The sequence below is a fragment of the Rhizobium phaseoli genome (genome assembly GCF_001664385.1).
GTDB classification, from domain to species: Bacteria; Pseudomonadota; Alphaproteobacteria; order Rhizobiales; family Rhizobiaceae; genus Rhizobium; species Rhizobium phaseoli.
The window spans coordinates 322,711-336,464 of sequence record NZ_CP013535.1 but is presented as its reverse complement, the minus strand read 5'-3'; the positions used below and the strand labels follow the sequence as shown (position 1 = coordinate 336,464).

The following is a 13,754-nucleotide window of genomic DNA, read 5'->3' as shown; positions in this document are numbered from 1 at the left end:
GCATTTGGCGGAAATAAGCTCCGCAAACTTTACTACCGGAGGGTCGAGGCGGGTCCAGTCTGATTTGCCCAGAGCCGGCGCTTTTAACGCGGCGGCCTCGGCGCAGTCGACGACGTTCCCGCCCATCGGACGAAAACTGGCGGGGCAACTTCGACGTCGAAGATGGCGCGGATTGTTGCACGAAAGCCCGCCGCGAGGGCATCCCATGCAGGTCGCCGACTATCGGACGCAGACCGGCTTAGAGCAGTCTTTTGTCAGACATGTACTCCGCGGTTGTCGGCATTGAGACTGAATGGCGGGAGCTTGACACTACGCGCTGCTACGAAATGCCTGCTGAACCCACGAATTCACTTCGGCACGCGATTTGCTCTGGTCACGGTATGTCGCCAATCGCAGCGCGATGGTCTTCGGGCGGCGCATCGCTGTTCGCGTCTCGTGAGTTCCGATGGTTTGCTGGGCAATGATAGTGGCTCGGTTGTGTGTGCCGGGAAAATGTGAGGAGTGTTAGATGCGATCTAGAGTTCTTCGTTTGCGACCCACAACAATCGCCCACGTCGCGAGCGGTACAGCCAAAGCGGCAGACCTTGAGCCAGGCGGGAAGCCGGGGGTGTGGGACTGGACTGGAAGTTCTGTTTGCGGACGGGTCGGTGGGCGGGTGCGGTCGAACCTGCTGCGCCAATTCCTACGGTCGGCCGACCTATGGCGATACCGACATGTTCGATTTCAACCGGCTGCAAAACCCGCACCTGCCGCTCGGCCAGGGGCCGCATCTGTGCCTGGGCGCTGCGCTGGCGCGCCTGGAATTGGGAAGTGTCTTCCCCCCGCCGTTCGTGCGGCCGGAGGATCTGGCGCTGGCAATCGCCGCAGAGGGCGTGGTCTACACGTTGCCTTAACTCATTTGCTGCCCGCAGTCTGCCCATCATCTTCCGCCCCTTCCGGGCTTAAAGAGTGAAGCGTCACCATGTCCGAACAATCCTTGCCGACGCTGCCGATGTGGCGGGTCGATCACATCGAGCCCTCGCCCGAGATGTTAGCGCTACGCGCCAAAGGTCCGATCCACCGCGTGCGCCTTCCGTCCGGGCACGAATGCTGGTGGGTGACAGGCTATGACGAGGCCAAGGCGGTTCTGTCTGACGCGGCATTCCTGCCCGCGGGAATGCCTCCGGCGGATTTCACCCCCGATTCGGTCATTCTCGGTTCGCCGGGATGGCTGGTCTCGCACGAAGGGGACGAGCATGCTCGGTTACGCACGATCGTGGCGCCGGCCTTCAGCAACAGCAGGGTGAAGCTGCTTACGCAGCAGGTCGAGGCGATCACCGTGCAGTTGTTCGATACGCTGGCGGTTCAGCCCCAGCCCGCAGACTTGCGACGCCATCTCTCCTTTCCGCTTCCGGCCAAGGTAATCAGCGCGCTGATGGGCGTGCCCTTCGAGGAACACGCCTTTTTCGCAGGGCTCTCCGACGAGGTGATGACGCACCAGCATGAAAGCGGCCCGCGCAGCGCGTCCGGCCTGGCCTGGGAAGAGCTCCGCGCCTACATCCACGGCAAAATACGGGGCAAGCGACAGGATCCGGGCGATAACCTGCTGACGGATCTGCTAGCCGCGGTCGACCAGGGCAAAGCGACCGAGGAAGAGGCGATCGGCCTCGCGGCGGGCGTGCTGGTGGCGGGGCACGAGAGCACCGTCGCGCAGATCGAATTCGGCCTGCTGGCCATGTTTCGCCATCCGCAACAGCGCGAACGCCTGGTCCGCGATCCTTCCCTGGTTGACAAGGCGGTGGAAGAAATACTGCGCATGTATTCGCCTGGCGCGGGGTGGGACGGCATCATGCGCTATCCCCGGACCGACGTTACCATCGCGGGCGTGCATATACCCGCGGAGAGCAAAGTACTGGTCGGCCTGCCGGCGACCTCGTTTGATCCGTGCCATTTCAAAGACCCGGAAGTCTTCGACATCGGACGCGACGCAAATCCCCACCTGGCGTTCTCCTACGGGCAGCACAATTGCATCGGGGCGGCGCTGGCGAGGCTGGAACTGAAGGCCATATTCGGTTCGATCTTCCAGCGCTTTCCCGCGTTGCGCCTGGCCGTGGCGCCCGAAGAACTGAAGTTGCGCAAGGAGATCATCACCGGCGGGTTCGAGGAGATGCCGGTGCTCTGGTGCGGACGCCCCCCGGCATCGCAATCTTCTCATTTGGCGGCGCCTGGCGCGCACCGGTCAGATCAGCCACTCGACAGGTAATCAAGATGGACGTGCAAGACACCACGGCAGCATGCCACGACGCCTTCGCCGAGCTGGCGTCGCCAGCATGCATCCAAGACCCGTACCCGTTCATGCGGTGGTTGCGAGAGCACGATCCGGTGCACCGCGCGGCGTCGGGCCTCTTTCTGTTGAGCCGCCACGCCGACATCTACTGGGCGTTCAAGGCTACGGGCGATGCGTTTCGGGGGCCGGCGCCATCCGAACTGGCGCGCTATTTCCCGCGTGCGGCGAGCAGCCTGTCGCTCAATCTGCTGGCGTCTACGCTAGCCATGAAGGAACCACCGACGCATACGCGTCTGCGCCGGCTGATTTCGCGCGATTTCACCGTGGGCCAGATCGACAACCTGCGGCCGAGCATCGCGCGCATCGTCGCAGCTCGCCTGGATGGCATGGCGCCCGCACTGGAGCGAGGAGAGGCGGTGGACCTGCATCGGGAATTCGCACTGGCCTTGCCCATGCTTGTCTTCGCTGAATTGTTCGGCATGCCCCAAGACGACGTTTTCGAGCTCTCAGCGATCGTCAGCGCCATTCTAGAAGGCCTGAGCCCGCACGCCAGCGATCCACAGCTCGCCGCGGCGGACGTGGCCAGCGCCAGGGTGAAGGCCTATTTCGGCGACCTCATACTGCGCAAGCGCGCCGATCCCCGCCGCGACATCGTGTCGACACTGGTCGGCGCACACACCGACGACGCCGATACGCTCTCGGACGCGGAGTTGATCAGCATGCTGTGGGGCATGTTGCTGGGCGGCTTCGCCACCACTGCTGCGACTATCGACCATGCGGTGCTGGCGATGCTGGCCTACCCCGAGGAGCGGCACTGGCTGCAGGGAGACGCCGCAGGGGTGGAGGCATTTGTAGAAGAAGTACTGCGCTGCGAGGCGCCCGCCATGTTCAGCTCCATTCCGCGTATCGCCCAGCGCGACATCGAACTGCATGGCGTGGTGATCCCGAAGGACGCGGACGTGCGCGTGCTGATCGCGGCCGGCAATCGCGACCCGGACGCTTTCGCTGATCCCGACCGCTTCGATCCGGTGCGGTTCTACGGCACCAGGCCTGGCATGTCGAGCGACGGAAAGATTATGCTGAGCTTCGGCCACGGCATCCACTTCTGCCTAGGTGCTCAACTCGCCAGGGTGCAACTGGCCGAGAGCCTGCCGCAGATCCAGGCTCGCTTCCCCACGTTGGCCTTGGCCGAGCAGCCGACCCGGGAGCCCTCAGCGTTCCTTAGGACGTTCCGCGCGCTGCCGGTGCGGCTGCACGCGCAGGCGGCGGCTGAGGTTCGCGCCGTGGTCGACCAGGACCTGTGCGGAACCACTGGTCAGTGCGTGTTGACGCTGCCGGGCACCTTTCGTCAGCGCGAGCCGGACGGCGTGGCGGAAGTGTGCATGGCGACGGTCCCGCAGGCGCTGCACGCCGCCGTGCGCCTAGCAGCCAGCCAGTGCCCGGTCGCGGCCATTCGGGTGATCGAAAGCGAAGCCGGCGATGACCATTGCACCAACCCCGGCCCTACGCCCTCTCCGGCAGACGCTGAGCGACATGCAGCGAAAGACCTACGCAATCCAGGAGAACATGATGGAACGATTTAAAGGCAAGGTGGCCGTGGTGACCGGCGCCGGCGCCGGGATCGGCAAGGCATGCGCCCTCGCCATCGCGCGCGAGGGCGGCAGAGTGGTGGTGGCCGACATTGATGGCCCCGCTGCCATCGCCTGCACCGCACAGATCGCAGCCGAAGCGGGCCAAGCGCTGGCCGTGGCCATGGACATCGCAGATGCGCAGGCGGTGGCAGAGCTGTTCAAAACGGCGAAGCGGCGCTTCGGTGGGGTCGACGTGCTTGTGAACAATGCGAGCGCCATGCATTTGACTCCGCACGACCGCGCGATCCTCGACCTGGACGTGGCGGTCTGGGACCAGACCATGGCGACCAATTTGCGCGGCACGCTCCTTTGCTGCCGGCAGGCCATCCCACAAATGATCGGCCGTGGTGGTGGCGCGATCGTGAACATGTCATCGTGCCAAGGGCTCAGCGGCGACACCGCACTGACGTCATACGCCGCGTCGAAGGCCGCAATGAACATGCTGTCGGCCTCGCTTGCCACCCAATACGGACACGCGAAGATCCGCTGCAACGCGGTTGCGCCAGGTCTTGTCATGACCGAACGTCTCTTCGCCAAGCTGGACGAGTGCATGCAACGGCATCTACACCGGCACCAGCTCCTGCCGCACGTCGGCCGCCCCGAGGACGTAGCCGCGCTGGTCGCGTTCCTGCTCTCGGAGGAGGCTGCGTTCATCACCGGCCAGGTGGTGTGCATCGACGGCGGCATGTTGGCGCATGTTCCAACCTACGCCGACGGTGGCAACAGCGCGGCTCGGCCGGCCGGTGACGCCGCCGAAGCAGCCGCAGCGTCGCATTGGTGATGGACATGCTGCTCAACCCGCTGAACCGCTGGCGCCGGCTACGGGACGACATCCCGGTCATGCCTGGCGCTTTCCCCCTGGTCGGGCATCTTCCCGCCATCGTCTGCGATCTGCCGCGCCTGCTGCGGCGCGCGGAAAGGACCCTAGGCAGCCACTTCTGGCTGGACTTCGGCCCGGCCGGACACCTGATGACATGCCTGGATCCAGATGCGCTCGCATTGCTCCGGCACAAGGAAGTGTCCTCGGCACTGATCGAAGAGATCGCGCCCGACATCCTTGGCGGAACGTTGGTCACTTTGGACGGTAGCGCGCACCGGCAGGCGCGCGATGGGATAAAAGCGGCGTTTCTGCCGAGGGGTCTGACCGAGGCCGGCATTGGCGAGCTGTTCGAACCAATTATTAGGGCTCAGGTCAAGGCGTGGCGCGACCGCGGTGAAGTCGCTATCCTGCCAGACACCCGCAACCTGATGCTCAAACTCACCTTCAGTCTCATGGGCATCCCCGCCCAAGACCTGTCGGAGTGGCATCGCAAGTATCGGCAACTGCTACAATTGATGGTCGCGCCCCCGATCGACCTGCCGGGGATGCCCTTGCGACGCGGCCGCGCCGCCCGCGATTGGATCGACGCGCAGTCGCGCCAGTTCATCCGGGACGCGCGCGCGCGCGCCGCGCGCACCGGGTTGATCAACGACATGGTGAGCGCCTTCGATTGCAGCGATGGCGCGCTCTCCGATGACGTCCTGGTCGCCAATATCCGCTTGCTGCTGCTTGCCGGCCACGAGACCTCCGCCTCGACGATAGCCTGGATGGTGATCGAGCTGGCGCAGCATCCAGAGCTGTGGGACGCCCTGGTCGAAGAGGCGCAACGCGTGGGCGCGGTGCCGACCGGGCACGAGGACCTGGCGCAATGTCCGGTCGCAGAGGCGCTGTTTCGGGAGACGCTACGAATGCATCCGGCTTCCTCGCTCGTACCGCGTCGCGCGATGCAGGAATTACAACTCGGCCAGCGGCGCATTCCTTCGGGCACTCATTTGTGCATCCCACTACTGCATTTCTCGACCTCGCCGCTGCTGCACGAAGCGCCCGATCAGTTCCGTCTGGGGCGGTGGCTGCAACGCACGGAGCCGATCCGGCCGGTGGACATGCTGCAGTTCGGTGCCGGCCCACACGTCTGCATGGGCTATCACCTTGTATGGCTGGAGCTGGTGCAGTTCAGCATCGCCTTGGCATTGACCATGCAGGAGGCCGGGGTGCGGCCGCGATTGATGAGCGGCGTCGAAAAAGGCCGGCGCTATTACCCGACCGCACATCCGTCCATGACAGTCCGCATCGGATTCTCATGAGCTGGGATCCTCTGCCCCGTGTCAAGAGGCAGCGGCGACGACGATGGGCGGCATTGCTGCACTCGGCGCGCGCGCGCGGTGCGACGCCGGCAGCACCGCGGCGGCTCGCCGCTCGCCGCGGCATTCTCTGTCAGGTAGAAGGAGATGAACAACATGCAGAAGGGTTCCACGCTAAACGACGACCGAACTGGCGTTTCCCCGTTCGGCGGATCGGGCGCGCAGGCGTGCGGCGGATTGCCGGTGCGCGCGTCCATAGGCATTGGCGCGCTATGCGCCGTCGCGGAGGATGCCGCGCTTTACTCTGTACCGCGCACTGGATCGCTATCGCGCCTGTTTCGGCCTTGTATTGTAGGTGGTCGAGGATGACACGCCAGCGGATGACGCGACGCTGGGCAAGCCCCCGGCAAGCATGCGGCGGAGAAGAAAGCAACCGGCGTGCCGATCACGAAGCTGCATGCAGCGCCCCAGTCAGTGCCGGGCCTATGGCCAGAGGCCGAGGAAGCCATCACCTCGCTGCGCCCGCGTGCGGAGCGGTTGGCGCAGGCCGTGCAGCGGGCCAAAAGGGTATCTGTTCAAGCACGCGCCGTGCGCATTGGCGCCGGTCCGCACGGAGGCGCCGCCGTACCGCTGCGATCGGCCGGCGGCACCGCTAGATGCTACATTGTGTTCGATTCCACGGCGCAGATCGGAGCGGTTGCCCACCGCGGACCGCCGCCAGCATAGGTGCGCTTCGCCGCGCTTCTCGTCAACTGCCTGCAGAGGGAACATCCCGCATGAGTGCGCTGTCCGAACAGATCCTTTCTGAATTGCGCCACTTGCTGAACGAGACGCGCGATGGCGGCAGCGTGAGTCCGTCCGTTTACGACACGGCGCGCGTTTTGCAGTTCAGCGGCAACGTCACCGGTCGGCAGAACGGATACGCGTGGCTCATGGCGCAGCAACAGGCCGATGGCGGGTGGGGAAGTGCTGACTTCCCACTGTTCCGCCATGTACCCACGTGGGCGGCGTTGCTTGCATTGCGGCGTGCCGATCCTCTTCCCGGCGCTGCGGACGCAGTTCAGGCTGCAACGCGGTTCCTCGAGCGCCAGCCGGATCCCTACGCGGATGCGGTGCCGGAAGACGCGCCGGTAGGCGCGGAGCTGATCCTGCCGCAGATCTCCGGCGAGGCCACATCCTTGGTGGGCGACGTGGTGTTTCCGCGCTACCCGGCGCTGTTGCCGTTGCGGCAAGCGTGCCTGGTTAAGTTGGGGACGGTGGGACCGCTGCCGAGCGGCCATCCGTTGTTGCACTCCTGGGAAGCCTGGGGGACGTCGCCGACCACGGCATGCCTGGACGACGACGGCAGCATCGGCATCAGCCCGGCGGCAACCGCCGCGTGGCGTGCGCACGCCCTCACACAGGCGAGCGCGCCACAGGTCGAGCGTGCCGACAGGTATCTTCAGGCCGCATCGCGCGCGGCGCGCAGCGGCATCGAAGGTGTCGTTCCCAGCGTCTGGCCGATCAACGTGTTCGAGCCATGCTGGTCGCTGTACACTCTGCATCTGGCCGGGTTGTTTTCGCATCCCGCGCTCGCCGAGGCGGTGCGCGTGATCGTCGCGCAGCTCGATGCCTGTCTGGGCGTGCGCGGTCTGGGTCCGGCCTTGCACTTCGCGGCCGATGCGGATGACACTGCTGTTGCGTTGTGCATCCTGCACCTAGCAGGACGCAACCCGGCTGCCAACGCGTTGCGCCACTTCGAAATCGGCGGGCTGTTCGTTACCTTCCCCGGCGAGCGCAATGCCTCGGTGTCGACCAACATCCACGCCCTGCATGCGTTCAGACTGTTGGGAAAGCCCACCGCCGGTACCAGCGCTTACCTTGAGGCCAATCGCAACGCGGACGGTCTATGGGACAATGACAAATGGCATGTTTCGTGGCTGTATCCCACCGCGCATGCAATCGCTGCGCTCGCGCAAGGCGCGCCCCAGTGGCGCGACGAGCGCGCGCTGGCGGCGCTGTTGCAGGCGCAGCGCGACGACGGCGGCTGGGGCGCGGGTCGCGCGTCAACATTTGAGGAAACCGCCTATGCGCTGTTCGCGTTGCACGTGATGGATGGGCGCGAAGAGCCGACAGGGCGCGCCCGCATCGCGCTGGCGGTCGCGCGCGCGCTGGAGTGGATGCTCGCTCGCCATGAGGCGCATGAATTGCCGCAGACGCCGCTGTGGATCGGCAAGGAATTGTATTGCCCGACCCGGGTCGTGCGCGTGATCGAACTCGCCGGCTTGTGGCTGGCTCTTCGTTGGGGGCGGCGCATCCCGACCGAGGGAGCAGGAGGAATGGCGCAATGATCCCGACGGAAAGCGCGCTGCAGCAAGTACTGGAGTGGGGGCGTTCCCTGACCGGATTCGCCGACGAGCATGCCGTAGAAGCAGTTAGGGGCGGACAGTACATCCTGCAGTGTATCCAACCGAGCTTGCACGATATCAGCGCCCGCACCGGCCGAGATCCGCAGGACGAAAAGCTGATCGTGGCGTTTTATCGCGAGTTGGCGCTACTGTTTTGGCTCGACGATTGCAACGACCTTGGCCTGATCGCGCCGGAGCAGCTGGCCGCGGTGGAGCAGGCGCTGGGGCAGGGCGTGCCATGCGCGGTCCCCGGTTTCGAGGGCTGCGCTGTGCTGCGCGCTTCCCTGGCCGCGCTCGCCTACGATAGGCGCGACTATACTGAGCTTCTAAACGATACCCGGTGCTACTGCGCGGCGCTGCGCGCCGGACCCGCGCAGGCGGCGGGGGCTGAACGCTGGTCGTACGCCGAATACTTGCACAATTCCATCGATTCGATCGCCTACGCGAACGTGTTCTGTTGCCTGTCGTTGCTATGGGGGCTGGACATGGCGACCCTGCGCGCGCGTCCGGCGTTTCGCCAGGTGCTGCGGCTCATCTCCACGATAGGGCGCCTGCAGAACGATCTGCATGGATGCGCCAAGGATAGGGCGGCGGGAGAAGCCGACAACGCTGCCATCCTGCTCCTGCAGCGTTATCCGGCTATGCCTGTGGAGGATTTCCTCAACGACGAGCTGGTCGGCCATGCGCGCATGCTGCACCGAGTGATGGTGAAAGAACGCTTTCCTGCACCATGGGGACCGTTAATCGAGGCCATGGCGGTCATTCGCGCGAAGTACTACCAGACCTCGATCAGCCGCTACGGCAACGATGCGGCGGGGGGAGGCCAGCGTGCGCCGGCGTGAACGCGCGGGAGGCGGCGGCGTGCGCGCGGCGCCCTCGGTCCGATCCGACGCAACGCCAACGCCCAATACGGCGGATCGAGCGAGCGGGTGCGACGACGCCCTGACCCGGCGCAAGGACGACCATCTGGACCTCGTGCTGGATCGGCGAACGGCGCCAGCCACGGTCGCTGCCGGCTGGGAGCAAATCCGGTTCGAACACTGCGCACTGCCCGAGCTGGACCTGACGCAGATCGAACTGCGCACATCGCTGTTAGGCAAGCCCATACGTGCGCCGCTGCTGATCAGTTCCATGACCGGCGGAATGCCACGCGCAAAGGCCATCAATCGGCACCTGAGCGAGGCGGCGCAAGCCTTGGGGATCGCCATGTGCGTCGGTTCGCAGCGCGTGAGCCTCCAATCGCGCAATTCCCAGGGGCTGACGCGCGCCCTACGCCGCCTGGCGCCTGACATTCCCTTGCTGGCCAATATCGGCGCTGCGCAACTGCGCGAGGCCGACGGCCTTGATCTGGCGCGCCGGGCTGTCGATGCGCTGGAGGCTGATGGGCTGATCGTCCATCTCAATCCGCTGCAGGAAGTGCTACAGCCGGATGGCGACCGCGACTGGCACGGCGTACTGGCGCAGGTGGCTCGCGCCGCGCGTAGCGTGGGCGTGCCGATCGTGGCCAAAGAAGTCGGGTGGGGCCTGTCCGCCTCGGTGGCCTGCGCGCTCGTCGAGGCGGGTGTTGAGGTGATTGATGTCGCCGGAGCCGGCGGCACCAGTTGGGCCGCGGTGGAGGGCGAGCGCGCCCGCGATGCCGCCGGCCGTGCAGTGGCGATGGCGTTTGCCGATTGGGGGATCCCGACACCGGCCAGCTTGCAGGCGGTCCGTCGGGCACTGCCAACGGTGAAGCTTATCGCGTCCGGCGGGATCCGCGACGGCGTCGACGTGGCCAAGGCCATTCGCCTGGGTGCGGACATTGCCGGGCAGGCAGCCGGCGTGCTGCCGGCGGCTACGGTATCGACCGAAGCGGTCGTTGCGCATTTCGAGGTCGTCATCCGCCAGTTGGCCGTCGCCTGCTTTTGCACCGGCTCACCTGATCTGGCGACGTTGCGCCAGGCGCGCTTGTTGCCCTCCGCGCACTTGTTGCCCTCCGCGCATCCGCCAGTCGGATGATGCCGGCGTCGCCCGCTCTGTCGGCCGGCCCTCCAAGCTGGTTGCAAAAACCGTTAACGCTAAAGCTAGACCTCTAATCCACCTTGGCCCAGCGGTTCGATGCAGGGAACGAAATGTTCATGAAGCAGCTGTTGACGATGAAGCGGTAATGATGCCGCCGGCTAGGTTATGCGTACCGTAACTCGGGCTTACAAAGGCGCGCAATCCAGCGCCGTTTGTTGAATCAGACCGGCTTTTCCCGGTCCAGCCACGCCTTTGCAAAGTGCATGATTAAGCCAGTCAACGAAGGACCGTTTTTGAGGGCTGGCAGGAATGGTGTCACCTATCTGTTCGAGATACGCATAAAATCTGGCGGCTGCGCTGTCCAATCCTTGGCCGCGAACGATACTGGGTCGATTCAGCTGCGTGTCCACGGCAGGCAATTTGCCAAGCACTTCTGCGCGGCCGACTGTATCTGCGATGTCGTCGGCGATCTGATACGCGTGCCCGAGCAATTCCCCCACCTTAGACCATGGGGCCGGATCTGCACCACTTGCCAGGGCACCGCAAGTGGCCGCCGCGACAAAGAGGGAGCCGGTCTTGTAATGGTGATAGCGGTCGATTGGGACGTGCGTCATTGCCTCCATCGACTGTCCGGCGATCAGTCCGTGACTGGGGCCGACCGCCTCCGCAACCACCTCGATCATGCGCGCGCCCAACTCAGGTGTTAGCGCAGCCTGCAAGCTGAGGTATTTGAAAGCCATCACAATCAAGGCATCGCCGGTCAAAACGGCGATAGGCTCTCCGAAAAGCCGGTGCACCGTTGGTCTGCCGCGGCGTAGCGCCGCGTTATCGAAGCAAGGCAAGTCGTCATGCACCAACGAGGCACAGTGCAGCAATTCAATTGCTGCCGCGGCTCTTGTCGCCAGCTCAGGATCTTTTTCGCCGCACACATAGGAGACTTTCAAGCAGAGCTTGGGGCGCATCCGGGAGCCCCCTGGAAACACTGCCGCGTCCAGCGCTCCACGCAGGTGAGCCGGCGCAGCCGGACTTAGAGCAGTATCCATGGCAGCTCGCAGCGCTTGCTCGATGAGCTTGTCGCTATCGCCAACCACGTCGGCTTGGTGATTCGAAATCATATCGCATCTCCACTTTTGAGACGAAAACGAAAACGGGCCTAGTCCAACCGGTGCCAAACAAAAGGCCGATTTCGCTGTGTCTCTTCAGGTTCTAAGGCACCGTTAAGTTTAGCGGATTGCGGCGGCCAACATGCGGCACCGGCGTGACCAATGAAACCGTGTGCCAGTGGGAGCCTTAACTCGGCAAGGCGATCTCCCACTGGAATCCCTTGAAGCAGTCTCATTCGTGGCGACCTGACATCTGAACGTCGGTTACTTCGATCGCGCGCGAAGAACATTGGCTCCGGCGGCGCTGTCGGCCAGAATGGCATCGCTCTCAACGTCTTGGTCCAAAGCTGAAGAGGCTCCCGCGCTGAGCAGTGGCTGGTGACAAAGCTCTTTGGATCGGCTGCACGCCGCCGCGCGTGATGATCGCTGACGAGCTCCGTTCGTACGGTACGACATGGGCGAAGATGGGCCTTACATCTAAAGGTGTTGGTCATCGTCGATAGTAGCCACTGGAGCTTGGACCGGAACCATTGCTGGCAGAGATCTGGGCTCCTACAAGCAATTGGTGTGCCACCAGATCATTGTTAGTGAATGTTTCAATGGCGACAGAAGGCGTCTTCCGGTGCTCACCGTGTGTCGGGAGTCGCGGATTGTGCCACTCCGCCTAGTATTTGAACAGCGTCAACCTTGCGAGCGATCCGTCCGAAGGCCAACCCAGCATTGGAGTGATTTGGGTTGAGGTCACAATGCACGTCGGCGCTTGCATCATGCCAGCCTGTCAATGTGCGCGATCGCACACGACTGTCAGCTTTGCGTCAATTACGATCGAACCGATGCTTTTGACGTTTCACGAGGTTACGCTGCCGATAGACCCAGCGTGAGAAGACGACTGAGCCTTCCAGTTGTTCTTCGGCGCAATGTTGCCGAAGCCTTACACTCGACCGGCTTGGCGAGGATTTCAGCGCTGCCGTAGCCCTTGTCGGCCGGCAGGAAACCGCTTCGAAAAGTCGGTCCCCTACCGCCTTTTGCTAGCGGACTAAAAGGGCGGAGCAGGTGGATCTATACAGCGCTTTCTTTCAAAGCCCTGGTTGCGCCTTGTGTTCGTCAGCGATCAGGAGCGCCTTCGGCTCCACATGCTTGGCGACGGCCGCCCATGCATCCTTGCCGTTCTCGTCCAGGATCACCCGCGTCACCGTTCTGTTCGGTGCATGGCGGTTGGCCTCCCTCAGCGCCAGAACTCACATACGCTTGCCGTTCTGATTTTCCTTCTTGCGCCCGTCCTTGCGCTCTTCCTTCTTGTCACCTTGCGGAGGACGCCGCCCACATACTTGCCGTCGATCTGCACCGTACCGTGCAGCTTGATCGCATCACGGCGAAGGTCGGCTGCCTCCCGGAGCTTCTGCAGCAGGAAGTAGGCGGTCTTGTACGTACCCATCCGGCGAAGGCCGTCTGTCCTGACTTGCTGATTGGCTTTAAGTCCATGCCTTATGTCATGCGCTACAATCATTTCCCCCATTGAGGTCTTGTCCGTCGACGATCTTGGTCGCCGACGGGATTGGTCGGACGAAGAGAAGGTTCGGATCGTCGAGGAAAGTCTACAAGGCTTTCGGAAAGGCTCGGTGACGGCGCGGCGATATGGATTGTCACGGTCATTGTTGACCCGTTGGCGTCGGGAATACCGTAGTGGTCTTCTGAGCAGTTCCGCTACAACGGGCTTCGTGCCACTTACGATTTCGCCACCGGCGGCGGCATCTTGCGAGGTAGCCTCACGGCCGCGATTTGAAGACGACATGACGATCGAGATCGGCCTGCCGAATGGCCGACGGCTGACGATCCCAGCCTCGCTTGATCCGACCATTCTTGCCCGCCTGTTGCCCGTCGTGGATGGGTCATGATCGCGTTTCCCGCGGGGGTAAAGGTGTGGATCGCGGGCGGGGTGACGGACATGCGTTGCGGCATGAACAGCCTGGCGCTGAAGGTTCAGCAAGGTCTTGGCCGCGATCCTCATGGCGGCGAAGTCTTCTGCTTCCGGGGTCGCAAGGGTGACCTGATCAAGGTCCTCTGGCATGACGGCGTCGGCATGTCGCTTTACCTGAAGCGGCTGGAAGCTGGAAAGTTCATCTGGCCGGTCAGCCAGAATGGCTCCGCCGTGCCTGTATCGTCGGCGCAGCTCGGCTATCTCCTGGAAGGGATCGACTGGCGCAACCCGCGCTGGACGCAGCGGCCTTCGAAGGCAGGCTGACCGCCT

13 protein-coding genes and 1 pseudogene are annotated in these 13,754 nt (G+C 63.9%); 10 read left to right on the top strand and 4 right to left on the bottom strand.

All coding sequences use genetic code 11. The annotated features are described in order from the left end of the window. Nucleotides 1-713: 713 nt before the first annotated feature. From AMC88_RS26720 to fni, 8 genes are all read left to right on the top strand, one after another. Nucleotides 714-893, top strand: coding sequence for a cytochrome P450 (locus tag AMC88_RS26720; RefSeq protein ID WP_008536508.1), 180 nt, complete (start codon nt 714-716; stop codon nt 891-893). Nucleotides 894-961: 68 nt separating this feature from the next. After that, nucleotides 962-2,242 carry a cytochrome P450 gene (locus AMC88_RS26715; RefSeq protein WP_011053445.1) on the top strand — a complete coding sequence of 427 codons (1,281 nt, stop codon included), beginning with the start codon at nt 962-964 and terminating at the stop codon, nt 2,240-2,242. 5 nt (nt 2,243-2,247) lie between these two features. Continuing rightward, complete coding sequence (locus AMC88_RS26710) at nt 2,248-3,849, top strand: cytochrome P450 (protein WP_064820029.1); 1,602 nt, start codon at nt 2,248-2,250, stop codon at nt 3,847-3,849. Then, on the top strand, nt 3,836-4,678 hold the full coding sequence (locus tag AMC88_RS26705) for an SDR family oxidoreductase (RefSeq protein ID WP_008536513.1): 843 nt from the start codon (nt 3,836-3,838) through the stop codon (nt 4,676-4,678). The genes AMC88_RS26710 and AMC88_RS26705 overlap by 14 nt, the downstream gene beginning before the upstream one ends. Next, a complete protein-coding gene (locus AMC88_RS26700) occupies nt 4,678-6,021 on the top strand; it encodes a cytochrome P450 (RefSeq protein WP_029875527.1) in 1,344 nt (447 codons plus the stop codon). Before AMC88_RS26705 ends, AMC88_RS26700 begins: the two co-directional genes overlap by 1 nt. Nucleotides 6,022-6,794: 773 nt before the next feature. Continuing rightward, complete coding sequence (locus AMC88_RS26690; RefSeq protein WP_012489559.1) at nt 6,795-8,348, top strand: hypothetical protein; 1,554 nt, start codon at nt 6,795-6,797, stop codon at nt 8,346-8,348. Further along, the gene (locus AMC88_RS26685) at nt 8,345-9,247 is read left to right on the top strand and encodes a terpene synthase family protein (RefSeq protein WP_008536520.1); all 903 of its coding nucleotides are present in this window, start codon (nt 8,345-8,347) and stop codon (nt 9,245-9,247) included. The genes AMC88_RS26690 and AMC88_RS26685 overlap by 4 nt, the downstream gene beginning before the upstream one ends. Beyond that, nucleotides 9,234-10,400, top strand: a complete 1,167-nt coding sequence (gene fni / locus AMC88_RS26680; RefSeq protein ID WP_016737499.1) for a type 2 isopentenyl-diphosphate Delta-isomerase — start codon at nt 9,234-9,236, stop codon at nt 10,398-10,400. Before AMC88_RS26685 ends, fni begins: the two co-directional genes overlap by 14 nt. Before the next feature lie 188 nt (nt 10,401-10,588). Here fni and AMC88_RS26675 read toward each other — a convergent pair whose 3' ends face one another. From AMC88_RS26675 to AMC88_RS26665, 4 genes and pseudogenes are all read right to left on the bottom strand, one after another. After that, the gene (locus AMC88_RS26675) at nt 10,589-11,518 is read right to left on the bottom strand and encodes a polyprenyl synthetase family protein (RefSeq protein ID WP_008536525.1); all 930 of its coding nucleotides are present in this window, start codon (nt 11,516-11,518) and stop codon (nt 10,589-10,591) included. 830 nt (nt 11,519-12,348) lie between these two features. Then, nucleotides 12,349-12,496: pseudogene (locus AMC88_RS34745) on the bottom strand (IS5/IS1182 family transposase); the annotation flags it as partial. Between the two features lie 86 nt (nt 12,497-12,582). Further along, the gene (locus tag AMC88_RS33380) at nt 12,583-12,699 is read right to left on the bottom strand and encodes a transposase (protein ID WP_008536526.1); all 117 of its coding nucleotides are present in this window, start codon (nt 12,697-12,699) and stop codon (nt 12,583-12,585) included. A gap of 32 nt (nt 12,700-12,731) precedes the next feature. Continuing rightward, nucleotides 12,732-13,022 (bottom strand): hypothetical protein, encoded by a 291-nt coding sequence (locus tag AMC88_RS26665; RefSeq protein WP_008536527.1) that lies wholly within the window; start codon nt 13,020-13,022, stop codon nt 12,732-12,734. On the opposite strand from AMC88_RS26665, the gene tnpA reads away from it, so the two are divergent. Both tnpA and tnpB read left to right on the top strand, forming a co-directional pair. Continuing rightward, nucleotides 12,994-13,401: an IS66-like element accessory protein TnpA gene (gene tnpA / locus AMC88_RS34740; protein WP_011053439.1), complete on the top strand. Its 408-nt coding sequence runs from the start codon at nt 12,994-12,996 to the stop codon at nt 13,399-13,401. The two genes, AMC88_RS26665 and tnpA, sit on opposite strands and share 29 nt — an antisense overlap. Then, nucleotides 13,398-13,748 (top strand): IS66 family insertion sequence element accessory protein TnpB, encoded by a 351-nt coding sequence (gene tnpB, locus AMC88_RS26655; protein WP_016737501.1) that lies wholly within the window; start codon nt 13,398-13,400, stop codon nt 13,746-13,748. The genes tnpA and tnpB overlap by 4 nt, the downstream gene beginning before the upstream one ends. Nucleotides 13,749-13,754 lie beyond the last annotated feature (6 nt).

Coding starts and splice junctions, on each gene's coding strand:
- tnpB (WP_016737501.1), top strand. CDS start 13,398: ATGATCGCGTTTCCCGCGGGGGTAAAGGTGTGGATCGCGGGCGGGGTG.
- AMC88_RS26720 (WP_008536508.1), top strand. CDS start 714: ATGTTCGATTTCAACCGGCTGCAAAACCCGCACCTGCCGCTCGGCCAG.
- AMC88_RS26685 (WP_008536520.1), top strand. CDS start 8,345: ATGATCCCGACGGAAAGCGCGCTGCAGCAAGTACTGGAGTGGGGGCGT.
- AMC88_RS26675 (WP_008536525.1), bottom strand. CDS start 11,518: ATGATTTCGAATCACCAAGCCGACGTGGTTGGCGATAGCGACAAGCTC.
- tnpA (WP_011053439.1), top strand. CDS start 12,994: ATGTCATGCGCTACAATCATTTCCCCCATTGAGGTCTTGTCCGTCGAC.
- AMC88_RS26665 (WP_008536527.1), bottom strand. CDS start 13,022: ATGGGGGAAATGATTGTAGCGCATGACATAAGGCATGGACTTAAAGCC.
- AMC88_RS26710 (WP_064820029.1), top strand. CDS start 2,248: ATGGACGTGCAAGACACCACGGCAGCATGCCACGACGCCTTCGCCGAG.
- AMC88_RS26715 (WP_011053445.1), top strand. CDS start 962: ATGTCCGAACAATCCTTGCCGACGCTGCCGATGTGGCGGGTCGATCAC.
- AMC88_RS26705 (WP_008536513.1), top strand. CDS start 3,836: ATGGAACGATTTAAAGGCAAGGTGGCCGTGGTGACCGGCGCCGGCGCC.
- AMC88_RS26690 (WP_012489559.1), top strand. CDS start 6,795: ATGAGTGCGCTGTCCGAACAGATCCTTTCTGAATTGCGCCACTTGCTG.
- AMC88_RS26700 (WP_029875527.1), top strand. CDS start 4,678: ATGGACATGCTGCTCAACCCGCTGAACCGCTGGCGCCGGCTACGGGAC.